The organism is Paraglaciecola psychrophila 170 (assembly GCF_000347635.1).
In the GTDB taxonomy this organism is placed as follows: Bacteria; Pseudomonadota; Gammaproteobacteria; order Enterobacterales; family Alteromonadaceae; genus Paraglaciecola; species Paraglaciecola psychrophila.
Genome location: NC_020514.1, coordinates 799969 through 824080, shown reverse-complemented (window position 1 = coordinate 824080; position 24112 = coordinate 799969). Strand labels below are relative to the sequence as shown.

Sequence of the window (24112 nt, the reverse complement as noted above, 5' to 3'; positions counted from 1 at the left end):
TGACCAGCAAATCTATAGAAATAGATCGGTCGTGAGATTATTAAATAGCGGGAAACTATTATTGTGAATAAAACACTTAAATTTGGCGCAATATTCGCCATCAGTACATTGTATGTTAGTTCTGTTTTAGCCCTCACAGTCAGCGATAAAGCCCACAAACTGGCCCAAGAAAACATCATTATTGACTCCCATATCGACGTGCCTTACCGCATTGAAAAAAAATGGGTAGATGTCAGCAAGGCCACAGCAGATGGTGATTTTGATTACCCTCGCGCCAAACAAGGTGGACTGAATGCACCTTTTATGTCGATTTACATTCCAGCCAGTTTAGACAATTCGGCCAATTCGACTAAATTAGCCGACAAGCTGATTGATTATGTTGAAGCGATAGTGGGCCGTGCACCCGACAAGTTTGCCATTGCCACCAGCACCGCTGATGTTGAACAACAATTTGCTCAAGGGTTGATTTCATTGCCTCTGGGCATGGAAAATGGTTCACCTATTCAAGGTGACTTAGCCAATTTAAAACACTTTTATGAACGGGGTATTCGTTACATTACACTGGCTCATTCAATGGCTAACCACATATCGGATTCATCTTACGACTTGCGCCGCAAGTGGAAAGGCCTGAGCCCTTTTGGTAAAGAATTGGTAGCCGAGATGAATAAAGTAGGCGTGTTAATTGATATTTCCCATGTCTCTGATGCGGCTTTTTATCAAGCTCTTGAAATAAGTCAAACCCCCGTTATTGCCTCACACTCTTCATTGCGAGCGTTTACACCTGGCTTTGAGCGCAACATGGACGACGATATGATCAAAGCACTGGGCAAAAATGGTGGTGTGATCCAAATTAACTTTGGTTCAACCTTCGTCACCAAACGTGCCAATGCTTGGAGTAAAAAGCGCAGTGCAGGACAAAAAGCGGCGGAAGAAAAATTCGGAAAAGACAGCGAGGAATATAAACACTTTCGCGACCAATTTGCTGAAGAAAACCCATTACCTTATGCCACATTAGACAGCGTATTAGATCATATTGACCATGTAGTAAAACTGATTGGTATTGACCATGTTGGCATTGGTTCTGATTATGACGGAGTGGGTGATTCTTTACCTACCGATCTAAAAGACGTGTCGACTTATCCCAACCTAATACAAGGTTTGATAAACCGCGGCTATAATGATGCGCATATTATCCAAATCCTTAGCGGTAACTTTATGCGTGTTTGGAAAGCTAACGAAGATTACTCAGCTAAGCACTAAAACAACAACATAAAAAGCCCATATTTCACTGTAAATAACTCTTGAATGGGCTTTTTATGTTCTAAATTTAAAGCCATGTTACTTCGAAAGTAAGTAAACAATCACCAGCACTAAAATCACACTTACACTTTGCCAAAACACCACGGGGTCTCGCTCCAATAATGGTGCTTTAGTTTTACTTAAAAAGGTTTTGCTTGGTTGGCTTAAATCATAGATAAACTCTGATAGCTCTTGGTAACGTTTATAAGGGTTGGGATGCAACGCATGTTTGAGTGTGTCATCTACCCAGGCGGGGATTTCGCGATCATCATGTAACGCGGTGTGATAACGCAGTTTATTTTGTGCCGATTTAGTTCTGGATCTAGATACTTCGGCCCCATAAGGCAATTTACCTGTTAACATTTGATAGGTGATCACTGCTAATGAAAACAAGTCTGAACGCGGTGCTCCCACTTCACCTAAAAAATATTCAGGTGCGGTGTATTGAGCGGTGCCTAATATATTTTGATGCTCGATAGACTGAGTCATCTCCATTAAACCGGCCACTTTGGTTGAGCCAAAATCGATAATCTTGACCACGCCTGATGTGTCTATCATGATATTTTCGGGACGTATGTCTTGGTGTAACATTTCTAATCGGTGAAACGCTTGTAACCCCTTGGCAATTTGCCCGACAATTTCACGAACGCTTTGCAAACTCGGTTTTGGATTATCTATCATCCATTGAGTCAGCGTTTGCCCATCGATAAATTCAAAGGCGGTATACAAATAGTGTCGTTTGCGTTTTAGCTCACATGGTTTAAGCACATGGGCGCTGCTAATCCTTTTTGCAATCCACTCTTCCATCAGAAACCGTTCTAGGTAAGCGGGTTCTTCTTGCAGGTCGACAGAGGGGGTTTTAATGACGATAGGTGAACTTGATGGTGTCTCATTGTCTTCAGCCAAATACACATGACTGCGGCTAGTCGCATGTAAGTTTCGGACAATTTTAAAACCGTCAAAATTAGCTCGCACGTCTAAAATAGGCGGAAAAGGCAACGCAGTCAGTTGTTGCACTCTTTCGTTTATATCTTGGCTAGGTACTGAGTCAATGCGCACAACTTGAGCAGTAAGATTGTCAGTACTTCCCAACTTATAAGCGGTGTCTACCAAAATTTTGGCCGCATCATTTATATCGATTAACTCATCACTTACAGCAGCTATCATAAAATCACTGCTCACATGTTCATACACGCCATCAGTTACGAATATAAAGATATCACCTTGTTCGATAACCAAAGATTGATAGTCATAGTCTAAATGTGGGTATATGCCCATTGCACGGCTTAGGTAACTTTTTTCACTAGAAACCCAGGTGCGATGATCTTCGGTAAGCTGCGTTAGCTCTCCTTTACGTAAACGGTAAATTCGGCTATCACCCAAATGGAATATGTATGCAGTGGTAGATTTGATAATCATTGCACTTAAGGTGCATACATAACCTTTGTTTTTATCAAATCGGTGTTCACATTTTTGGCTTTGTGAGTGCAGCCAAGAATTGCTGGCGGTGAGCACCTGATCAGCGGATTTTTTCACTGACCAGGTTTCGGAGGTGCAAAAATAATCATCCAGCAAACCTCTTACCGAGGCTTCACTGGCAATATGACTCACTTCGCTGCTGCTTATACCATCGGCAATCGCAATTGCGATGCCTTTGGTAGATAAAACCGGCTCTTTGGGTACCAACACGCCATGAAAGTCCTGATTTATGTCTTTTCGACCCTTGTCAGAATATTGTCCAACCGATATAGCTAAAGCGTCAGACATGTAGTGTGGTCCTTGTTAAAAATGAGCTAGGATTTAATAACTAGAAACTAGTAACTTTTAAACGGTAAAAATTTACCTGTCATAGTGATTTTTACTCTGTCACCTTTAGGATCTTCTTTGCGGCTCAGGTCCATGTCAAAATCAATCGCACTCATAATGCCATCACCAAACTCTTCGTTGATCAAAGCTTTGAACGTAGATCCATAGACACTGATCAGTTCATAGAAACGGTAAATCAGCGGATCAGTCGGTACAATTGTTGGCAATGACCCTTTATAAGGTACGATTTGCAATTGCGCGATAGCGGCGTCGGGTAAGTCTAGTAAATCGCCCACTGACTTGGCCTGCTCAGCGTTCAACGTCATTTGCCCTAAAAGAGCAGCAGTTGTCCATTCTTTGCTTTGACCCACGGCCTCAGCAAGTTGTGGCCAATTGAGGTTTTTAAGTTGTTTTTGTAAAATAATTAATTCTGTTACTTCATTACGATTCATTACATAACTCTCTTAAATATGAAGAATTTTAAAATAATACTTGCTGACAACAGGTTATACGTTGCTTAACGCTTTCTGCGACAGCAAATATTAAAGGGAAAACTTAAGCGTTACGGGTTTTACTCTCACGCACATGAGTATAATAAATAGGTAAGCCTACGAATAAGAAACCACCCACCAAGTTACCCAATACCGTTGGAATTTCATTCCATAACAAGTAATCAGAGATAGCGAATTCTCCCCCCATAATCATAGAGAATGGGAACAAGAACATATTCACAATTGAATGCTCAAACACCATGAAGAAAAACAGCATGATAGGCATCCACATTGCGGCCATTTTAGCGCCCGCTGATGTAGAGATCATAGCGCCAACCACCCCCATAGAGACCATCCAGTTACATAACATGCCGCGGATAAAGATTGTAAACCAGCCCCCAATACCTTGCTCTTTATAACCCAATGTCCTTGATTCACCAATTGAGGCAACTTTTTCAGCAATCACACCGCCATCAATCTGATAACCATAAGTCAGTATGAAGGACGCGAGGAATGCGGTGGTGAGTGCACCGGCAAAGTTTCCACAAAACACGAGTCCCCAATTCCTAAGCATGCCCCTTACTGTGCAGCCTGGTCTTTTGTCGATAACGGCAAGAGGCACTAACGTAAACACACCGGTTAATAAGTCATACTTCATCAAATACAGCATGATAAACCCAACCGGGAAAAGTACAGCCCCGAGTATAGGACTACCTGTTTTGATGATGACTGTGATCGCAAAAAATGCAGCCAGCGCAAGAATGGCACCCGCCATAAATGCTCTAATTAACGTATCTTTAGTGGACATGAAAATTTTCTGTTCACCCGCATCCACCATTTTAGTAGCGAACTCTTTTGGTTCTAAATATGACATCGTTTTTCTCTCTCATTGTGATTATTGTTATTAACGTTATTCACGTTTTTAGAGCCAAAAAAAAGCGCCCATTAACTCGTTAGAATTGTCTAATGAGATAATGGACGCCGTTATCCGTTGAATCTTTTATTGTTAGGTCATCGTTGACCTTGACTCAATTTCTTACAATGCAAACTTCAAGCCAATGGGCAATAACCCGTGTTTATTAGGGTTAAATAAATAATGGAGGGTGGAAATATCCCAAAATAGAACAAACACGCACCCTAAGGGTGCATGTAAACTGATTTTCGACGTGGGAACTCAAAATCAGAATAAGACTTTATTCCGAAGGTTCGAGCTTATCTTGCGTCTTATTCTCAAAATCGCTGGCATCATTGCGCTGAAGCAATTGGCCTTCAGGCTGGCCCCAACTGCGATTCACCATTTTACCGCGCTTCACAGCGTCTCTGGCATCAATCTTTTTAGCCCATCGTAGTAAATGTGTATATGACTCAACATCTAAAAACTCAGCCGCTTCATATAACTTGCCCAGTACCATAGCGCCGTACCATGCCCAAATAGCCATATCAGCAATAGTGTATTCGTCACCACAAATAAATTCTTTATCTGCTAACTGAATATTGAGCACATCAAGTTGACGTTTCACTTCCATCGCATAGCGATCAATGGGGTATTCGAATTTTTCTGGCGCGTAAGCATAAAAGTGTCCGAATCCACCTCCTAACATCGGCGCACTGCCCATTTGCCAAAACAACCAAGACATACATTCAGCTTTTCTCGCTGGATCGCTGGGTAAAAAGGCATTAAATTTTTCTGCCAAATACAACAAAATCGCCCCTGACTCAAATACACGAGTAGGTGGATTAGTGCTGTTGTCCATCAAAGCAGGTATTTTTGAATTAGGGTTAATATCCACAAACCCACTGCCAAACTGCTCACCTTCCATGATGTTAACAATAAAGGCATCATATTCAGCTCCAGTAAAACCAGCCGCTAACAACTCTTCTAACATCACCGTGACTTTTACGCCATTAGGCGTCGCCAAAGAATGTAATTGCATAGAGTGTTTCCCTTTTGGCAACACTTTATCGTGGGTTGCACCCGCAATAGGTCGATTGATATTGGCAAATTTACCGCCACTATCGGCGTCCCAGGTCCAGACTTTAGGAGGGACGTAAGTTGCATCTGTCATATTATGGTTTCCCGTTTAAATAAAGTGAATCAATATGTGTAAGATTAAACATCATAAATCTTTCATTAGTAATGGGGATAAAACGTCAAACATAAACCATTCAGAAAAGAATTGATGACAAAAAAAAGGCTTCAAAATTTGAAGCCTTTAATATTAAATGTGACCAACGACTAGCGTTAGTATTCCCACCAAGATTGTTGCCACCATTCTAAAAATTCTTCAAAGTCGATAGAGCCGTCGTTGTTTTTATCGATTAAACTAAAACCTTCTTGAACATGACTGGCCTTGGTTTTGGGCGATAACACCGTCAACAACTCAATAAACTCTCTTAAGCCTATTGTGCCGCTGCCGTCAACATCAAAGAAATCAAACTCTTTGCGAGCTTCTGCAATTTTTTTAGGGTCTAATGCTTTTTCAGAGGCATTCTCAGACATAATCTATTCAACTTCTTCAAGTTTTATTTTAATGGGCTAAGTCTAACGCTTATGACAAGCCAGTGTCTATATTCTATTAATATCACGGTCAAATGAGTCATTCGTTTTCAAGTCGATCAACCATTACTTTTCCCCATAGCAGTGCGCTGTGCACGTCGACCCGCAGCCTTTTGTTGACGTCTTAACTTGATGGCCTTACGCGCTTCTAAACCTAAATGTTCTTCATTACGCTCAAGGGCTAAACTCACTTGTTTTTCGCGCTCTCTGAACCTTGCAAGCTGCTCTTCACTATGTTTACCGTGACACTTGGGACAACTCACGCCTGCTTCAAATACGTCACTTTGTTTGTCTTGCTCGGTGATAGGCAGGCGGCACGCATAACATTGGTCATAATGGCTTTTTTCTAAATCGTGATTCACCGCCACGCGGTTATCAAACACAAAACAGTCGCCTTCCCATAATGTGTTGTCTTTAGGTACATCTTCTAAATACTTAAGAATGCCACCCTCAAGGTGATACACCTCATCAAACCCCTGCTCTTTTAGATACGCGGTAGATTTTTCACAACGGATCCCACCAGTGCAAAACATTGCGACTTTTTTGTTTTTGGCTGGGTCAAGATTATCTTTTACGTATTGAGGAAACTCACGAAAAGATTCTGTGTTTGGATTGACCGCATACTTAAACGTACCAATTTCAATTTCATAATCGTTACGAGTATCAATCAGCAACACATCAGGGTCGGAAATCAACGCATTCCAATCAGCAGGCTTAACGTAAGTACCCACTGTTTTAATAGGGTCAATACCTTCGACCCCCATAGTCACAATCTCTTTTTTGAGCTTAACTTTGGTGCGATGAAAAGGCTGTGTTTCATCAAGGGATTCTTTCACAGATATAGGTTTAAGCCGCTCATCAGCGTTTAACCATCCAAGCAATGCATCAATGGTTTGGCGAGTGCCAGACACAGTGCCGTTAATGCCCTCTTGTGCGAGAAGCAACGTGCCCCTGATATTATTAGACTCCATAAACTGGAGTAAAGGCTGGCGAAGTGCCTCAAAGTTTTTAAGCGTGACAAATTTGTATAACGCGCAGACGACGTACTTTGATGGTTCAGACGTAGTTGACATATTGACTACCTTGCGAGTTGGGGCGTAATCCCAGAGCAAAAATTGGTGCTGGATGGTAGCAGATTGTGTGGTTTTGCGCTAGCGCTAGGAATTTTTCATAACATGAGTATGTTATGAAAAATTGATTTTAAAGCATACGCTGGCGCTTAATGCCGTCCTTGGCTTTTTTCAAACGAAATCCCTTTCGCCCGACTTACTTTTTGCCTACAGCAGCATAAAGTAAGCAAAAAGTGCCGCTCGCCAAACTATGTTCTTCATCCAATTATTTTGGATATTTTGCAGGGTGAAACTGGATTCTTTAGAAGCACAGCTTCGCCCAGTTGAACATCTCGACAAGGACGTCGAGATTGGGTGCGGATCATCATGGACGTGTGATTGACCAAATTTAAGATTTTGCATTAGCGTCAATTAGCATTAATGCTAATTGCCCACTAAATTCACCAGATAATTGGCGAACAGACATGCAAGGGGTAGAGCAAAAGCATCGACTATGCCGACAACCGCTTTGGTGGCTCCGCCACTGCTTTTCCGTCTTTTGTGTAGTTAAGAACTTTTGTTGCGAGCGGTATTTCTGGTTACTCTTTTTTGCTGTTGACCATATTTACGGGGTAAATATGGAACAGCTTCAGCTGCCTTTAGGTAAAGTGCAGCTGAAGCCGAGCGGGATGATGGCGCGAAACATGCTTTTTATTTTTTATAAAGAGTTAAAGCGTGCGCTAACACCTATTCAAGTGACTCCTCAGCAGGCCATATAGAAAGAGCATAGTAAGCTTCATCATAACTGCATCCATGTTCCTTCATAATCAAAGAGCAAGCGTTACTAATATTGCCCTTAGATTTCTCTTCAATCACTTCAGTGGATAGTTTAGACGGGTTTGGATATTGAATATTTAGTTTGTGAAGAAGCAAACCAATTTTTTTATCCATACGTATATTTTGTTTCGTTATACCCTTCAATCTTGAGTCAAAAATGAATATTACTATGATAAAAAACGTAAGGTTAGTAACGAAGAAATAGTCCATTGTACATCCTTTTCTAGTGAGGTGAGAAAGCCTACAAATGAACTCCATTTGTAGGCTTGTATTTAATAACAAGTATTATTTTTATGCGTGGTACCCGTTGCCAACAATTAACAATACACCTAAAGTAATAGAGTACCCAATCATATAAAAGGCTAAAAACGTTGATAAAATTAGCGACAATGGAGCCAAAGCCAACTGTTTTTTATCTTTGTTTAATTTCTTGTTATTTTTTTAATGACTTACTGTCTTTGAGAATACATTAATAACTACAACACCAGCTAAAATTAATACCATACCGATAATTGCTGGTAAATCGGGTATTTGTTTATACAAAACTGCACTTATTGATGCAATTAAAATGATTCCCATTCCAGCCCAAATTGCATAAGCGATACCTACGGGAACAGTTTTAAGAACTAAAGACAGGGAGTAGAATGCGATGGCATAACCAATTATACAAATAATGCTAGAAGTAAAATCAGAAAAACCATTTGACGCTTTCAGTGCTAATGTTGCTACAACTTCAGCGCCAATCGCAATTGCTAAATACCAGTAACCCATACTCAACCCTTTGATAAAAATATAACAATATTAAAAGCCAGAAAAGTTCCATGTTTATACACGGTCCCCCCCCGACGTTCTACATTTCTCAGTTCTATCAACACCCCTCCATATTAAAAGAACTAATAGGACAGTCATCGTAAGAGGGTAGCTTAACCACCAATACCAATACATTTCTCACTTCAATAAAAACATGAGTAAATATGGCTTGACCTATACATTATCAGAACAACGGCTTGTAAAGACTTAAGCAAAAACCGCCTAAAAAGGTATTTGAGTACTAACATAGACACTGCTTGGTGTAGCAGATACCATCGATAATCTTCTTATAAATAACTTAAACCAAAATTGCATTCAAATGTCCATCTTTGTATGCAGTGACTGATAATATTTTACCGAACCAAAACGTTTGATGGATTAGCAACTTTTTCATCTGCAAAATAAGGAGCATTTATGAAAGTGTTTTTAACAAAGTTTATTTCAATCGCGGTATTATCCTTAACCTATATGTCTACCAGCGCATTAGCTTCACACCACAATTCACAAAGGCTAGATATTTTCGAAACCGTAGTGGCTGATCCTTCACTTACCACTCTGGTCACCGCCATAAGAGCAGCTCGTCTGGAAGGTACTCTTAAAGGAAAAGGGCCATTTACCTTATTTGCCCCTTCTAATGCCGCTTTTGTAGAACTATCTGAGGGCACTTTAGGAGATCTATTAAATGTAGAGAATAAACAAAAACTAGCAGCCATACTTACTTATCATGTTGTTGCAGGGAAGATGACGGCAGCGGATGTGGTGAAGTTAAATAAAGCGAAAACAGTACAAGGTGACGACATTGTTATCGATAGCTCAGATGGTGTTAAGATCAACAACGCCACTGTGATCAAGACCAACATCATGACCTCAAATGGTGTGATCCACATTATAGATAGGGTTATCTTACCTGAAATCTAATATATCTCTGCTCATAGCCAGAGCGAATGAAATTAGAAGGAGTCGGAGTCACATTAAGCGGAATTAACAGATCAGCCACCGTAAAAGTGCAAGGCAATTGGCATTGCCGATATCCGCTTTGGTGACAGCGCCACTGCTTTCTGCATTTCAGGTTTCAACAACAATAGACTTATTTTAAGACTCACTGTTGACATTTCTTTCATTCATTCATACGCAACAGATATCATTCATCTTATCCATAAAGGCGGATGAATATATCATTGTAATAAAATCCAATTCATACGGTCTGTTGCAGTGTCTGCTAACAAGTAATATGCAGAAACGACGCTTATAAGGACGTCAGCCGTGCTTTTGGCTATAGCCTCAATCCAATCAACTAGCGAATAATCGCTAATTTTTGTCTAAAATAATACAAATCAAGGAAATTACATGAGTGAAAACATCACTAACGAACCCATCTCTAATGATATTCGTAACCGATTAAAGTGGTCTTTATTGGCGTTAAGATTGGGGGTGTTTGTTGTCATGTTAATGTGGACCATAGACAAGTTTGTTAACCCCGGTCATAGCATCAAAATCTTCGAACAATTTTATGCGATTTCAGGTTTAGGTGAAAACATTGCCTATATTTTAGGCGCTGCGCAACTTGTTCTGGTCTTAGCCTTCGTCGCAGGTATTAAAAAACGCATCACTTACGGACTTATCTTTGTATTACATGGTGGTTCAACCTTGTCTGCATTCTCCCAATATTTTGATGCGTTTAATAACCTCTTGTTTTTTGCCGCATGGCCAATGTGGGCTGCCTGTTTTGCCTTGTATTTATTGCGTGATGCAGACACTAAGATGACAATAGGTAATGCGGCATAAAACAGTTAAAACATCTGATGGAGCCAAGCTATATAATAAGTATTCTTATAGCTTGGACCTTTATGCGATGGTGAAGTTAAGGATTTTGATTTTCTCTCGCCTCAGTGCTCTGCTACTGGTTTGCGTATGAAGGATGTCCTCACACAGCAACAAATCACAATGCAATTTCCTGAACTTTTTGCCATCTATGGGTATGAGCTCTAGTTCCAAAAACAAGGCTATATGTCATGAATGGCACAAGCGTGCTATCTTGGTTGGCTAGTTATTTCATTTGGGTGTCTAGTTAATCCCAATAAAAATAGTCAATGGGAAAACAATCATGACACCAAAACCAGCTTTAACCAGACTTCCAATTAAGCTCGCGACAACTGGTTTTTATCGTGGATTCAGTATAGATGTGACCGTTGTGAGTAAAGTCGTTATTAGTGCTCTTGTTGTTTGGGCCATCTTTTGGCCAGTCCACGCGGATAAGATACTCGGGGATTGGAACACGCTTATTCTGGCTAATTTCGCAGCTTGGTACATCTGGGTTGTCGCCTTGTTTGTTATTGTATGTATAGGCTTGGCTCTTTGGCCCGCGGCGGGGCGACTTAACCTTGGGCGCCCAGGAGAAAAACCCGAGTTTTCGAATTTTTCATGGTTTTCTATGATGTTCAGTGCCGGAATTGGTGTTGGCATGCTGACATGGGCAGTGGCTGAACCCGTTACCCACTTCGCCAATAACCCCGAAGTTATCCAAGGATTAACCACCGGCAGTGCCCAAGACAATGTCCGCATGGCCTTCAAGTGGTCATTTTTGCACTGGGGAACAGGCGCATGGTCATGCTACGCGATAGCGGGATTGTCGATGGCGTTCTTTAGTTATCGCCGTGCATTGCCATTGACCATTCGTTCATCGCTGACGCCGTTGTTTGGCAAAGCACTGTCTGGCCCACTGGGGCACTTTATCGATATTGTGGCTGTTGTTGCGACCATTTTGGGTGTGGCGCAGACTCTTGGATTTGGTGTAGAGCAGTTTGTTGCAGGTCTGACGCGGATTGGCATTGGCGGCTTAGTCAATGCCGAAGGCACCGCAACTACATTTGGCATTGTTTTCGCTTTAATGATAATCATGGGAGCTTCAACGTTGTCTGCTTTGTCTGGGGTGGGCAAAGGCATCAAATGGCTGTCTAATATCAACATGTTCTTGTCAATCATCCTACTGGGATTCTTTATCATCTTCGGCGCCACGTTCTTTGGTGGCAATGCGATGATCTTTGGTATTTGGGATTATATTATCGCACTACCAGAAATGAGTTTTAATGTCTGGAAGACAGATGGTGTTGCAGGGTCAGAAGCATTCTTACTGACACAATGGCAGGGGTGGTGGCCGGTGTTTTACTGGGCATGGTGGATCGCATTTGCACCGTTTGTAGGATTATTTCTTGCACGAATTTCACGGGGGCGCACGGTCCGTGAATTTGTACTTGGAGCAATGTTAGTCCCATCACTTATGTGTTTTATTTGGTTCGCTTGGGCTGGAGGCACTGCCATCGATCTAGAACTAAATGGTAGCGCTAACGGTGTCATATTTGATGCGGCTAATGCTGACAAAATATTTGCGATGACTGAATTTATGCTGACGCCAATCAGTGAATGGTTAGCTTGGGGTATGGCATTACTAATTGTTGTTCTGTTAATGACGTTTCTTGTCACATCAGCTGATTCAGCGGTGTTGATAGTGAATACCATCAACGCAGGTGGCGACGAAGGCCCAAAAGCTCGGCCACATATCCTATTCTGGGGTGTAGCCCTTGGGCTTGTGGTTGCAGGCCTGTTGATTTCTGGAGGTACTGGAGCCATTAAAACGGCGATGGTCATTGGCGCACTACCGTTTTCGATCGTGATGGTATTGATGTGTTTTTCACTGGTTTTCGCGATATACAGTGATGGTCGGCGCGAGGCTGCTGGCGTTCAGACCACGTTTGCAGTTAATCGAACCAAACCTGTAGAAGAAGCTAAACATGATCAAAAAGAAACATATTTAGGGTCAAGGTAAACTTGGACTCAAAGCACCATATGCGCCAACGTGCCCAATAAGCGAAGTCGATATTCTTTGTTTGCTTCAATCACATAACTCACATCATAGGAGGCAAGCTTTCCTACTTGTGAGGTAAGCGCAGAAATACGTTCGCTAATACTTTACAATTGATATTGCACCACATCACTAAATTGGGCTGAACGAGTAGATAATTTACGCACTTCGTCTGCTACAACAGCAAAAATCAGACCGTGTTCACCCACACGGGCTGCCTCTATCGCAGCATTCAATGCTAAAAGATTGGTTTGAGATGAAATACCATCAATGTCTTGGATTCTTTGCTGGGTTTCATCAAGTGTTGACGCGACTTCGTTATCAAGCTATGTATTCTAGATTTAAAATCATTTGTAGTCAGTTCATCATCAATAATATCTAAAGAATTATGATTAGAAGAGGTAGATGACACGTCATTTTGTAAAACATACCAAGCTGACAAACCAGCATCAAAGAAACTAAGGAGACGATAGTCAGAACAATCCAATTTTTGGGTTGCACATTTCACCTAATAAAAATCATGTGAACTTTACGACTAATAACGAACCAGTTGAGATTAGTTATAAATCACATAAACCTATTGGATTTAAAATATCTGAGTCTTGTACTAAAAGTAATGGGTGTTTTTACGGATATTTAAATTAAAAGATAATATAAATAGTAAGGCGATATAGGTGTATGCCTATGTTTGGCATGCATCTAAGGGAAGAAGCGTTGATTCTTCTATTCGAAATATTAAGAGTCATTTGCTAATAGTTCACTTAATAATAGTTCACTTGCTAACTGCTTAACCTATTAAAGGATGTCATCACTTAAAACTTCGCATCGACCTTAAATGACATTATTTTTTTGCTAATAGGATGTTTAATTTTTAAGCTTTGCGCGTGCAAATGTAAACGGCTGGCGCGGGTTCCATATAAATCGTCACCTACTATGGGCATATTCAATCCCAAAGCATGAGCGCAATGTACTCTGAGTTGATGAGTGCGACCGGTGTATGGTGTTAACAGTATTCTGGTTTTATTTTTCTGGGGATAACGTTCCAGCACTTGCCACAACGTTCTGGCTTGTTTGCCATTTTGATAACATACAATTTGTTTGGGTCTGTCGTATAAATCCCCCCGTAAAGGCAAATGTATCTCACCTTCATCGTTAAGCGGCAAACCTTCAATCAAAGCTACATATTGCTTGTGGACGTCTCGAAGGATAAATTGTTTTTGCAGGTATTTGTTCGCCTGCGGATTGAGTGCTAACACCATTAAGCCTGAGGTAGACATATCCAGTCGATGCACAATGAGTGGCCCGGTAGCATCAGGGAATTGGTTATTTATTCGTGAGTATACAGAATCAGATATGTCTTTTCCGGGTACGGATAAAAATTCAGAGGGTTTATTTATAACTAAAATATCTTCATCTTCATAGATAATATCTAGACTTTTACCTCGTGCATAATTATAAAGAAACGGATTTTCATCCAACTGCATACCGACCAACATATGTTTTAAAATAGGCTGACATTTACCAATGCACGCAGGGTAAAACTGCTGATGTTTTTTGACTTCTGATTTTGGCGAAGCTCCCCACCAAAACTCAGCCAGAGCCAATGGGATTAGGTTATGTTGAAACGCATAATGCAATAATTTAGGCGCGGCACATTCCCCTGCCCCAGCAGGAGGTGTTTTAAGTGCGGTATCTGCAAAAATATCGAGTAAACTTTTTGGCACTAGGTCTTTATTCAAAAACTGATATTGGGAAAATATTCTATTTTGCAAATCAGCTGAAAGCGTTTTACGTTGAAGTTTTACCTCTGCTATATGCTCATTTAAGCCATCAAGTTTTGTCTGCAATCGGCCAATAGATTGTTGCCACTGACAGGTAAAATCTTTTAATCGCCATTTATCATAAACACTTTGTTGAGCTAGCTCTTTGAGCCCATTATCTGTAGTGGTTGTGTCCAGGTCATGTTGTAGAGTGTGGCGCTTAATTTTGCGGGCTTTACGGTTTTCTACTAATTCGCCCCTTAACTCAGATAACTGCTGGGCATGCGCCGCTTCTAATGTGCTTAGCTCTTGTTTTATAAATGATAGCCGTGGTGCGTTTTGTAACGCTTTAATCTTTTCATTAAGTTTATTAATAGTGACCTGTTCAGGTAAAAAGAAACTATCTTTAGCCAATAAATCAAATACCGGCGGCACAAAACCTTGGATTCGACTTTGCTTTGCTAACTTACCTGAAAAAGCGGATATAAAACCTAGCTCCCCCCCCGCATTCTTAACCAATAACACACCAAACATTTTACCAATGATATTATTGGGGTCATCCAACAAACCAAAGTTGTGTTGCCACTGAGTTTGAGACACAAGGTACGTCTGTAATTGTTCTGCCGCCAATACACATAGAGGGTGTGGCTGATAATAAAAAGGGAAAGTGAAACATTCGGGTAAGGCATAATTCTCAATACTCGAAGTGAAACTCGTAAAACAAGGATCTTCTTTTTTCATACCCATTCCCCTGAAATCCAGCATAGAAACGTGTTCTTAAATGCTAGATGTTATTTACGAATTCAACCAAATATGTAGAGTAATTTGCAATATTTACGATGTGAACCTAGATGATCCTGATATTTATTTAGCTGTCACAAATGTGGACTTCAAGTAGCAATACCACTGGAAGTCCTTTGAAATCGAGACAAGTTCCGAGCATATAACTTAAGGCCAGGGCGTGTTTTTAAATAATTAGGAATGAATCAGGTCCGTAACACATGTATTTGATAACGTTAAAGTAGATATAATAACTTACCCATGATTGTATACTCAAATAAAATAACCGCTAAACATGGATACTAGATGAAGCTGAAGCATATTGAGAAAACGTCGTTAGGTTTTTTTCCTACTCCTCTGGTTGAATTATCTAGGTTAAGTGACTTTTTGGGTGGACCCAAGATATTTATGAAAAGAGATGACCTGACAGGTCTGGCTTTAGGTGGAAATAAGACCAGAAAGCTAGAATACATATTGGCTGATGCGTTAAAGCAAGGTTGCGACACGGTCATTACAGCAGGTGCTGCTCAGTCGAATCATTGCCGTCAAACCGCCGCCGCCGCTGCCAAGCTAAATTTAGAATGTCATTTATTGTTAGGTGGAGAAGCCCCGCCTGAGGCCCAAGGCAACCTCTTATTAGATCATATTTTCGATTCTAAGATTCACTGGACAGGATCAAATCGGAAAGGGGAAGACATAGCCCGCATATTTGCAGAACTCAAAGCGGCAGGTAAAAAGCCCTACTTAGTCCCATATGGAGGTTCTAATAAGTTGGGGGCAGTATCATTTATTGATGCTGTTGCAGAGTTGCAGCAGCAAAATAAAGGGCCTGAATTTTCTCATATTGTGTTTGCTTCAAGCTCAGGTGGTACTCATGCGGGTTTAATTTTAGGTAAACAAATTTACAAAAAAACCTTTGACTTAGTGGGTATCAATATCGACAAAGATACAAATACTTCACTGCCATTTGATCAACTTATTGCACAGCTTGTTAATAGCACCGCAAAACTCATAGGTCTTGATTATACATTCTCAAAAAATCAGCTAATTTTAAATTCAGATTATGTGGGTGATGGTTACGGCATTGTTGGACCACAAGAAAATGAAGCAATTGCATTAACCGCCAAGCTTGAAGGCATATTATTAGATCCAGTTTATACTGGAAGAGCCATGGCCGGGCTAATGCATCTTATTCGTTCAGGAAAGATCAGCAAAAATGACCACGTCCTTTTTTGGCATACCGGTGGAGCGCCTTCCTTGTTTGCCTATTCAGATGATTTAGCTTTTTCTCAAGCAGATGTTTGTTAGAAGGGCGAAATAGCTGCCTAAATAATTTTTAACCTATTGCCACTCCAGCCCTTTGCTATAAAATTATTTTTCTGTCTTAGTTGATAAATTTTAAAGGTAAGTCTTGATGGAAGAAAAGTCTACGGGCCGTTTTTGGGGGTTAACACCCATATTGTTATTTATGCTCTTAGTGATTGGTAGTGGTGTGTTAACCCAAAATTTTTCGACCATGCCTATTCTGGTTGCTTTTGCGATATCGGCGGGCTTTGCGTTGCTACTCAACAACTCAACATCAAGTTTATCTATGACTGAAAAAATTGATGTTTTTTGTAAAGGAGGGGGTGATAAAACTATCATTTTACTGGCGTTAATCTTTTTACTGGCCGGTGCTTTTTATGCAGTCACAATCGACATAGGAGCCCGTGATGCCACCGTCAATTGGGCACTCAATTATGTTCCAACCGCCTACTTATTACCTGGTTTATTTGTGATAACCAGTTTTATTGCCTTCGCCATGGGTACATCTATGGGCACGATTACCGCCATCACACCTGTTGGCATTGGCCTAGCTGAAAGCCTAGGTGTACCGATCCCACAAGCGGTAGGTATAGTCATTGGTGGTGCGATGTTTGGGGATAATTTATCTTTTATTTCTGACACAACTATCGCCGCCACACGTACTCAAGGAGTGCGACTTAGTGATAAATTCAAAGCAAACTTAGTGATTGTTTTACCCGCGGCACTGTTAACTGCACTGCTGCTTATGTTTGTCGAAATTGACGGTGGCGCGGTGATCACATCTAATGATTACGATGGTTGGTTAATATTGCCTTATATTTTAATCATTGGCTGTGCACTATTTGGGGTTAACGTAATAGGTGTGTTGGGCGTAGGTATTGGCAGCGCGTGTGTGATTGGTTTAGCGAAAGGGTTATTTACGTTTCCATCAATGTTGCAGAGCATACAGAAGGGCATGGGATGGATGCAAGATATGGTTGCTATTGCGCTCATGATCGGTGGCATAGTGGCATTAATGAAAGCTTACGGTGGCATCCAGTGGTTGGTTAACAACATCACCAAACGCATCACCAGCAAAAAAGGTTCTGAATATGGTACTGCAGTCTTGGTCAGCGCATTAGATATAGCCACGGCCAACAACACAATTGCGATAGTCTCGACCGGCCCGATTGTCAAAGATCTAGGTGCAAAATATAATTTAGATCCAAGGCGCACAGGCTAGGCTTGTTAGATATTTTTTCTTGTGGATTTCAAGGTTTGGTACCTTATGGAGGGCAACTGTTAGCTGCTGCTAGCCTTGCAGGTTTATCACCTTTAGCGCTAACGCCTTATTGCTGGTATCCGATGCTGATTTTAGTTTTGGGGTTATCGCTATCGCCACGGGGTTACCGAAATTCAAGAACAAATCAGTAGATGATTTTAGCTGACGTTATAAATTGCTTGAGTAGAAATGGGTTCTAGCTCCTGTAAAATGTCATACAAGCCAGTTTCATCTATATTAATCACTTTTTCTTTGGCTTGTTGCATACGAGTTTGGGTATTCACACTGCAGTTGGCAATAACGTCTTCATTAATGGCATCTGGTTTGTTGTATTGTGACAAAGGTTCAGGATGCATCGCTAACCACAGCTGAGCAGAGTGTAATTGGCCACTGTAGATTAACTGACTGGTGTGCTGGCAGGTTTGCCAGTATGCATCGTTGGCGCTTAATGGATTGCTACGATAATAATTGAGATCACTTGTAACCTCTGCAATTTGATCTATCTCTTTTGTCGCGTCTAGATGAGGTCGATGCATGCAGTTTTGTTCGAGCATCGCCACCATTAACGCAAATTTTGCCCCCTCACTCGCAGCACGATTAATTGTACCGTTTAGTTCATAGTCACTCGATAATAACGCTTTGGTACTAGCATTAAGATCTGGTTGACTTGTATTGACCGAGTCGAGCAAAAAGTTATCACTGAAAAAAAAGAAGTTAATTAGTTATCGCGTTTAATAACAAAGACTTTAGGTATAAATGTTCAAATTTTGAAGGGCGCTATTAGAAGGAATATTTACCACAGAGGAAAAGAGGTCACAGAGACAAACGACCCAATAACTTTTTTACTTTCTCTTCCTCTGTGCTCTCTGTGCGCGCAGCCTCTGTGGTTAAATAACTTTTACTTTTTAATAACTAATTTAGGCCACGTTGTTAGCCAACACTTTTTTTTAACTCGTTGCCAAAAAGTGTGTTCATCTGCTTTTAGGTTGAAGGTGATATATCCTTTAAACAGAGACGTAAGACCAAAAGGAGCGACAATGGAAAAATTGCCATATTTGTCAAGTTTTACAGCAACTGCAGTTTCTTGCTCTGGCCAAAATGACATAGCATCAGCACTGCTAAGATACTGACTATGTTGACGTTTAATATGCATTAATACTTGGTTTTTCACTTGCCAATTGACCATTGGCAGCCTTTCTTGTAATTAACGAATAGCTTTTTTGGCTAGTTGACCTTGGATGTCAGTTTGGCAGTAATAAATAACATCCACATCATTCAAGTCAGTCTTTTTATTATGCAAATCATCCCATACTAAGTTACGCACAAAACCGGCAGCCACCCAACAATCAGGCAAGCTCACAGCAGCTAATGCATGCAAAATGTCCATTCGAAGTGGATCATCTTCAAGTAGACTCCGAAGCTTGTCTTGATACATCTCAATCAATGTTGTTATCCCACACGTTCAAAAAGCTATTTTAACCACAGAGGAAAAAGAGGTCACAAAGAAAAAAAGAAGAAAGACGATTTAATCAATCTTTTGTTCTTATTTTTTTTGTGCTCGGCGCCGTTGCTCTCAGTGCGCGCAGCATCTGTGGTTTAAATATTTGTCTGTGTCTTTAAAAGACTACCCAAACAGTTTTGGGATTAAAACAGGCGTGCGTTTCTTGTAATCTTGGTAAGCTTGGTTGTCTTTCCAGCGCTTTTGCGCTTGTTCTTCTTGCATCGGTATACCGCTAATTTTGGTCAGTAATACAATGACAAATATCGGAGAAACGAGCGTGACTAGCTGCCATTCATTCAACGCAGGGTAGGCAATGATGGCGACACCAACCCATAACAAAATTTCACCAAAGTAGTTGGGATGACGTGAGCGTGACCATAAACCTGTTTGTATAAAGTCACTATGAGTATTTTTTTGCTGTTTAAAAATACGTTTCTGATTGTCAGCTATCGCTTCGATAGAGAAACCAATCGACCATACGACTAACCCCACCAAGCCTATCCAACCAAAGTGTGTTTTGTGTCCCGATGTAATAGCTGCAATGGCTGCCCCTGAAGTTAGAAGTACCCATAAACCTTGCACAGTCCATGCGATAGAAAAGCGCCAAAAATTAAGTTTAATATCATCAAAACGGCTATCTGAGCCTTGTTTGCGTACCCTTAAAAATAAGAAACTGGCCAAGCGGATTGCCCAAATGGACACCAGACAAGTTAAAATTATCGAGCGTAAATCATGTTGTTCACTTTGTATAAAAGCAAAGATGACAACAGCTAGATAAGTAGCACCACCGGTTAGATCATAAAAGTGTTCGGTTTTCAGTAAATATGCCGGGATCAACGCTATCCATTGCACAATAAACGCAATTAGCGCACAACAAGCAAAAATCGTCAGTCCAGTGTCAAGATCAGCGCTCAACAATTGGCCGCCATCGCTACCTCCCCATACAATACCTATGGCAATGAAGAAAACTATAAAATGGATGATGAAGGCACGAAAAAATTGCATGAAACTGAATATCCTTGTATTTTTTTAGGGGTTAATGATTGTTGTACATTATTATACCGTCGCTGTATAAAAAAAGTTCTTTTGAGTAATTATATTCTAACAAAAAACATAGCTTGGTTATTGATAGTTATCTTGATATTTAATGTGTTTTGAAATGAATCCAGCAAAACCAAGTGACTTTAATCATTAATCTAGTTGAAAATTTGAAAATAAAAATCGACTATAGCGGTCTGTTACCTTTGTGTACGCAACTTAATGTGACCAAATGCAGTATAAAATTAGTGAGCAAGTCAGTTGGAGTATTTATGATGAATAGTTTTTTGAAAACGGGGATCACCTCAGCATTATTTTTTATATGTGGCTTTGCAGTCGCGGCAAAAAGTCCATTAATACCTTACAGCAAAACAAATAGTCAAATTGCTGAAACACGCATCGTTGGGGGCGAAGAAGCCATTCAAGAAAACTGGCCATGGATGACGGCATATGTAGGAGTTTTCACTAACTTTTTGACGTCACTGAGTGTCAACAACGTCATTTACGAAACAAGATCCTTTACGTCTGGTGTTGGTGGTCAAGTCAGCGGTGAAATCATTGCTTGCGGAATTGGTGATGCAGTATGTGTTGATGCAACCGGTAATGTGTGTCTGATAGAACGCGGCATAGTAGATTTTTCTGAAAAATCAGATAACTGTGAAGCCGGTGGCGGTATCGGTGCCATTATTTATAATAATGAAGAAGTTGACAATATCACTGGTGGCACTTTAGGTGAAGATTACACTGGCACTATTCCTATTGTTGCAGTGAACCAAAAAGATGGCTTAGCTCTTTTAGAACAAATAGGCAATATTGCGTCGTTAGCAGTAAGTGAGACCACCGAATTGCAACAAGACGCCTCATGTGGCGCTTCGTTTTTAGGTGATAAATGGGTCCTTACTGCAGCTCACTGTGTGGATTCTGAAAACGCCAATCAGTTTAAAATGAATGTTGGTGAATATGATTTATCTAATGGGGCCGAAAATGCTATTGATATCGCTAATATCTATATTCACCCGCAGTATGACGCAGATGCCATTAGTAACGACATTGCACTTATAGAACTTGCATCTTCTTCAGACGCTGTCGGGGTGAAAATAGCGGATCCTGATGTCACAGATCAATATGCCATTGAGAATAGCTTGGCAACCGTTGCTGGCTGGGGTGGTCGAGCAGGTTATGCTCCAAACGAGGGGCCGACGTCAGATTTTCCAGACATCTTACATAAAGTCGACTTGCGGCTAACTACCAACGCTCAATGCAGAGAGGAACTAGGCGAAAGTTTTGGTATATCTGCAGCTAACGTTGGTGTTACTGACGTGATGATATGTGCAGCCATACCAGAAGGAGGAAGAGGATCATGTCAAGGAGACAGCGGTGGACCATTAGTCGTGAATACCGGCTCAGGAGTACAACAAGTAGGTATCGTGAGTTGGGGCTTTGGCTGTGCTGCATCAGGCTATCCTGGTGTTTATACGCGAGTGTCTGAGTTTAAAGACTGGATATCAGCTATCACTGACGGCATAGCTATCACCCAGCGACATAACTTTGGTTTGGGCCTTGAAGGTGAAGTACAAACGACTGGACTGGCTGTGACTAATAACAGTGAGACCAATGTTGGGCTCAGCTTCGCGTTTTCTGACTCAAATACCTTTACTTTAGACGCCAGTAACTGTCCCACTTTAGACGCAGGTAACAGTTGTCAGGTTAGCGTAAGTTACCTCCCAACAATTGCTAATAATGTATCTTCAAAATTGATTATCACCACTGACGATCCTCAAGTCCAAAGTAGCAGTGCCACAGTTACTGCGGGCACCACACTCGGCTACGCAGTAGAGCTGGCCGCAACAGCAGGTAGTGAATCTGATGCAGTCACCTTGTTTAGTGGCGGTACAAATGGTGCTTCAGCTTGGGTTGCCAGTTCAACTGAAGTAGGAATTGAAAGTACAACAACAGGTGACTTACAAGACAGTATATTTGTTGCAAGTATTGAAGGCGAAGGTGTACTTACTTTTGACTGGGCAGTATCTTCTGAAGCTAATACTTTAGTAGAAACAGATCCAGACTTTGAGCGATTTGATGCTTTGTTTCTTTACCTAAATGGTGATTTGGTAGACGTTATCAATGGGAATGATGATGAAATAAGCTTTACAGAATATAGTCTTAATTTGTCAGAAGGTATAAATTTAGTTAATTGGACATACAGTAAAGATCCCGATGTTTCGGAAGGTGATGACAAAGGGTTTATTCGTAACTTAGTCTTTACTGCAACAGTAGTAGCCCCTCCTCCAGTAGCGGTAGTACCAATACCTGCACCACCAAATTCGTCAGGTGGTGCAGGTAGTTTAGGATGGATATTACTGTGTTTAGTTGGCTTAATATTTAGACTTAGAACTAAACATTAATAGCTAACTGTAACTAACCTGAATCCTGTTTAATAAATTGAACTAAATGCCTGTTCCAAGACCCGATCTTTCGACTAAAAGAGATGAATCTAAAAAGGAACAGGCATGAGTAAATTAGTTGAGCTGTTTTGTGATGTCGATGATTTTTGCAAAGTATTTATTCCTCAATGGCGTAAACAACTGCTTGAAGACGGTACGCGAAAACGTCAAAAAGAAGGGCAAAGAGAAGGGCAAATGACCACCAGTGAAATCATGACGATTGTCGTCAGTTTTCATATGTCACATTACCGTGATTTCAAAAACTACTATCTTGAGTATGTATCTCTTGTGTACAAAAATACGTTTCCAAATTTATTGAGTTACACACAATTTATAAAGGTCATGCCTAGAGTTACCGTGCCCATGTGTGCCTACTTCACATCACTTAAAGGAAAGCCATCAGGACATGAATTCATTGACTCTACAAGCATCAAGGTGTGTCATAACATCGAATACCTAGACATAAAACCTTCGACGGTATCGCTCAACGAGGTAAAGGTACTATGGGTTGGTTTTATGGTTTCAAGCTCCACTTAGTCGTCAATCATCACGGTGAAATTGTTGCTGCGAAAGTCACAACCGACAATGTGCATAACACTCAACCCGTACGTGAATTAGCAGAAGGTTTGACTGATAAATTGTATGGAGACAAAGGCTATTTGAGTAAAGATTTGGAAGCGGATTTATTAGACAAAGGTGTAAGTCTCATCACAACCGTTCGCAAAAATATGAAAGCAAAAGCTATATCGTTGTGGGATAGGGCCATGCTTTCAAGGCGCTATATAATTGAAACAATAAACGACCAACTTAAGAATATTTCTTATATCGAACACTCAAGGTATCGGAGTATGAACGGCTTTATGCTGAATTTACTCGCGGGATTGGTCGCTTATTGTTTAAAAGAAAATAAGCCAAGCCTCAATTTAACTGACGTAGAGCTGAACTCTATGATTATCGCTTAAGCAGATCTCAGGTTAACTATATTTATAAAAGGCGGGGAATTAAGATCACCCTGCCTTTTTTGTGTCCAAAATAAAAGGCCAGCATACAACAATACATTTGCCTTACATTCTTTGAAGACCGCGCTCTGAAGTCGTTGTCCTCTTTAAAGTCGCTCATTTATTGCAAGTCGATCATTTGCCGTCTTCGGTGAAGACCAAACTACACTGGCTAATCAAGAAAGAACACTCAATGGCCAGCCCGATTAGACGTTTTTCTCAAACGCACCTTTTGTACTCAAATGTACATCGTTTGTTTGACTAAATAAGTAAGTTGAGGCGAAAAAGTTTAGGCATCAGGACAATAATTATATTAG

At 40.7% G+C, this 24112-nt stretch carries 18 protein-coding genes and 3 pseudogenes; 8 read left to right on the top strand and 13 right to left on the bottom strand.

The window, feature by feature from the left end:
* Nucleotides 1-63: 63 nt before the first annotated feature.
* A complete protein-coding gene (locus C427_RS03660; protein ID WP_007640727.1) occupies nucleotides 64-1260 on the top strand; it encodes a dipeptidase in 1197 nt (398 codons plus the stop codon).
* Nucleotides 1261-1338: 78 nt separating this feature from the next.
* Here the strand turns inward: C427_RS03660 and C427_RS03655 are convergent, their stop codons facing one another.
* From C427_RS03655 to C427_RS03620, 8 genes are all read right to left on the bottom strand, one after another.
* The gene (locus tag C427_RS03655; RefSeq protein ID WP_007640726.1) at nucleotides 1339-3066 is read right to left on the bottom strand and encodes a bifunctional protein-serine/threonine kinase/phosphatase; all 1728 of its coding nucleotides are present in this window, start codon (nucleotides 3064-3066) and stop codon (nucleotides 1339-1341) included.
* A 47-nt stretch (nucleotides 3067-3113) separates the two neighbouring features.
* Nucleotides 3114-3557 (bottom strand): cyanase, encoded by a 444-nt coding sequence (gene cynS / locus C427_RS03650; RefSeq protein WP_007640725.1) that lies wholly within the window; start codon nucleotides 3555-3557, stop codon nucleotides 3114-3116.
* A 103-nt stretch (nucleotides 3558-3660) separates the two neighbouring features.
* Complete coding sequence (locus C427_RS03645; RefSeq protein WP_034899863.1) at nucleotides 3661-4470, bottom strand: formate/nitrite transporter family protein; 810 nt, start codon at nucleotides 4468-4470, stop codon at nucleotides 3661-3663.
* Between the two features lie 319 nt (nucleotides 4471-4789).
* Entirely contained in the window at nucleotides 4790-5662 is an 873-nt protein-coding gene (gene yghU / locus C427_RS03640; protein ID WP_007640720.1) for a glutathione-dependent disulfide-bond oxidoreductase, read from the bottom strand.
* A gap of 176 nt (nucleotides 5663-5838) precedes the next feature.
* Entirely contained in the window at nucleotides 5839-6096 is a 258-nt protein-coding gene (locus tag C427_RS03635) for an EF-hand domain-containing protein (RefSeq protein ID WP_007640719.1), read from the bottom strand.
* A 116-nt stretch (nucleotides 6097-6212) separates the two neighbouring features.
* The gene (gene trhO, locus C427_RS03630) at nucleotides 6213-7226 is read right to left on the bottom strand and encodes an oxygen-dependent tRNA uridine(34) hydroxylase TrhO (protein WP_007640717.1); all 1014 of its coding nucleotides are present in this window, start codon (nucleotides 7224-7226) and stop codon (nucleotides 6213-6215) included.
* A 723-nt stretch (nucleotides 7227-7949) separates the two neighbouring features.
* On the bottom strand, nucleotides 7950-8153 hold the full coding sequence (locus C427_RS03625; RefSeq protein WP_007640713.1) for a hypothetical protein: 204 nt from the start codon (nucleotides 8151-8153) through the stop codon (nucleotides 7950-7952).
* Between the two features lie 327 nt (nucleotides 8154-8480).
* Nucleotides 8481-8810, bottom strand: a complete 330-nt coding sequence (locus tag C427_RS03620; protein ID WP_015430424.1) for a DMT family transporter — start codon at nucleotides 8808-8810, stop codon at nucleotides 8481-8483.
* Between the two features lie 453 nt (nucleotides 8811-9263).
* On the opposite strand from C427_RS03620, the gene C427_RS03615 reads away from it, so the two are divergent.
* The 3 genes from C427_RS03615 to C427_RS03605 all read left to right on the top strand — a co-directional run bounded on the left by C427_RS03615 (nucleotide 9264) and on the right by C427_RS03605 (nucleotide 12672).
* Complete coding sequence (locus C427_RS03615; protein ID WP_007640707.1) at nucleotides 9264-9767, top strand: fasciclin domain-containing protein; 504 nt, start codon at nucleotides 9264-9266, stop codon at nucleotides 9765-9767.
* Between the two features lie 429 nt (nucleotides 9768-10196).
* Nucleotides 10197-10634 carry a hypothetical protein gene (locus tag C427_RS03610; RefSeq protein ID WP_007640703.1) on the top strand — a complete coding sequence of 146 codons (438 nt, stop codon included), beginning with the start codon at nucleotides 10197-10199 and terminating at the stop codon, nucleotides 10632-10634.
* 319 nt (nucleotides 10635-10953) lie between these two features.
* Nucleotides 10954-12672, top strand: coding sequence for a BCCT family transporter (locus C427_RS03605; protein ID WP_187292379.1), 1719 nt, complete (start codon nucleotides 10954-10956; stop codon nucleotides 12670-12672).
* A gap of 143 nt (nucleotides 12673-12815) precedes the next feature.
* Here the strand turns inward: C427_RS03605 and C427_RS28705 are convergent, their stop codons facing one another.
* Entirely contained in the window at nucleotides 12816-12971 is a 156-nt protein-coding gene (locus C427_RS28705; protein WP_407636133.1) for a methyl-accepting chemotaxis protein, read from the bottom strand.
* A gap of 549 nt (nucleotides 12972-13520) precedes the next feature.
* A complete protein-coding gene (locus C427_RS03595; RefSeq protein ID WP_201765506.1) occupies nucleotides 13521-15209 on the bottom strand; it encodes an RluA family pseudouridine synthase in 1689 nt (562 codons plus the stop codon).
* A gap of 345 nt (nucleotides 15210-15554) precedes the next feature.
* Between C427_RS03595 and C427_RS03590 the strand changes: the two genes are divergently transcribed.
* On the top strand, nucleotides 15555-16556 hold the full coding sequence (locus tag C427_RS03590; RefSeq protein WP_007640691.1) for a D-cysteine desulfhydrase family protein: 1002 nt from the start codon (nucleotides 15555-15557) through the stop codon (nucleotides 16554-16556).
* 106 nt (nucleotides 16557-16662) lie between these two features.
* Nucleotides 16663-17980: pseudogene (locus C427_RS03585) on the top strand (Na+/H+ antiporter NhaC family protein).
* On the opposite strand, the gene C427_RS03575 reads toward C427_RS03585, so the two are convergent.
* From C427_RS03575 to C427_RS03565, 3 genes and pseudogenes are all read right to left on the bottom strand, one after another.
* Complete coding sequence (locus C427_RS03575) at nucleotides 17973-18503, bottom strand: VC2046/SO_2500 family protein (RefSeq protein WP_007640687.1); 531 nt, start codon at nucleotides 18501-18503, stop codon at nucleotides 17973-17975. The pseudogene C427_RS03585 and the gene C427_RS03575 sit on opposite strands and share 8 nt — an antisense overlap.
* Nucleotides 18504-18712: 209 nt before the next feature.
* Nucleotides 18713-19201 (bottom strand): annotated as a pseudogene (locus tag C427_RS27010) (nucleotidyltransferase family protein).
* Nucleotides 19202-19438: 237 nt separating this feature from the next.
* Nucleotides 19439-20320 carry a DUF1295 domain-containing protein gene (locus C427_RS03565; protein WP_007640685.1) on the bottom strand — a complete coding sequence of 294 codons (882 nt, stop codon included), beginning with the start codon at nucleotides 20318-20320 and terminating at the stop codon, nucleotides 19439-19441.
* Nucleotides 20321-20625: 305 nt separating this feature from the next.
* Here C427_RS03565 and C427_RS03560 point away from each other — a divergent pair, with 305 nt between their 5' ends.
* Both C427_RS03560 and C427_RS24490 read left to right on the top strand, forming a co-directional pair.
* A complete protein-coding gene (locus C427_RS03560) occupies nucleotides 20626-22758 on the top strand; it encodes a trypsin-like serine protease (protein ID WP_226991222.1) in 2133 nt (710 codons plus the stop codon).
* A gap of 105 nt (nucleotides 22759-22863) precedes the next feature.
* Nucleotides 22864-23759, top strand: a pseudogene (locus tag C427_RS24490) (IS982 family transposase).
* Nucleotides 23760-24112 lie beyond the last annotated feature (353 nt).

What these genes read in the sequence shown, in the direction of transcription:
- C427_RS03655 (WP_007640726.1), bottom strand. Translation starts at nt 3,066, where the DNA reads ATGTCTGACGCTTTAGCTATATCGGTTGGACAATATTCTGACAAGGGT.
- cynS (WP_007640725.1), bottom strand. Translation starts at nt 3,557, where the DNA reads ATGAATCGTAATGAAGTAACAGAATTAATTATTTTACAAAAACAACTT.
- C427_RS03645 (WP_034899863.1), bottom strand. Translation starts at nt 4,470, where the DNA reads ATGTCATATTTAGAACCAAAAGAGTTCGCTACTAAAATGGTGGATGCG.
- yghU (WP_007640720.1), bottom strand. Translation starts at nt 5,662, where the DNA reads ATGACAGATGCAACTTACGTCCCTCCTAAAGTCTGGACCTGGGACGCC.
- C427_RS03635 (WP_007640719.1), bottom strand. Translation starts at nt 6,096, where the DNA reads ATGTCTGAGAATGCCTCTGAAAAAGCATTAGACCCTAAAAAAATTGCA.
- trhO (WP_007640717.1), bottom strand. Translation starts at nt 7,226, where the DNA reads ATGTCAACTACGTCTGAACCATCAAAGTACGTCGTCTGCGCGTTATAC.
- C427_RS03625 (WP_007640713.1), bottom strand. Translation starts at nt 8,153, where the DNA reads ATGGATAAAAAAATTGGTTTGCTTCTTCACAAACTAAATATTCAATAT.
- C427_RS03620 (WP_015430424.1), bottom strand. Translation starts at nt 8,810, where the DNA reads ATGGGTTACTGGTATTTAGCAATTGCGATTGGCGCTGAAGTTGTAGCA.
- C427_RS03615 (WP_007640707.1), top strand. Translation starts at nt 9,264, where the DNA reads ATGAAAGTGTTTTTAACAAAGTTTATTTCAATCGCGGTATTATCCTTA.
- C427_RS03610 (WP_007640703.1), top strand. Translation starts at nt 10,197, where the DNA reads ATGAGTGAAAACATCACTAACGAACCCATCTCTAATGATATTCGTAAC.
- C427_RS03605 (WP_187292379.1), top strand. Translation starts at nt 10,954, where the DNA reads ATGACACCAAAACCAGCTTTAACCAGACTTCCAATTAAGCTCGCGACA.
- C427_RS03595 (WP_201765506.1), bottom strand. Translation starts at nt 15,209, where the DNA reads ATGAAAAAAGAAGATCCTTGTTTTACGAGTTTCACTTCGAGTATTGAG.
- C427_RS03590 (WP_007640691.1), top strand. Translation starts at nt 15,555, where the DNA reads ATGAAGCTGAAGCATATTGAGAAAACGTCGTTAGGTTTTTTTCCTACT.
- C427_RS03565 (WP_007640685.1), bottom strand. Translation starts at nt 20,320, where the DNA reads ATGCAATTTTTTCGTGCCTTCATCATCCATTTTATAGTTTTCTTCATT.
- C427_RS03560 (WP_226991222.1), top strand. Translation starts at nt 20,626, where the DNA reads ATGATGAATAGTTTTTTGAAAACGGGGATCACCTCAGCATTATTTTTT.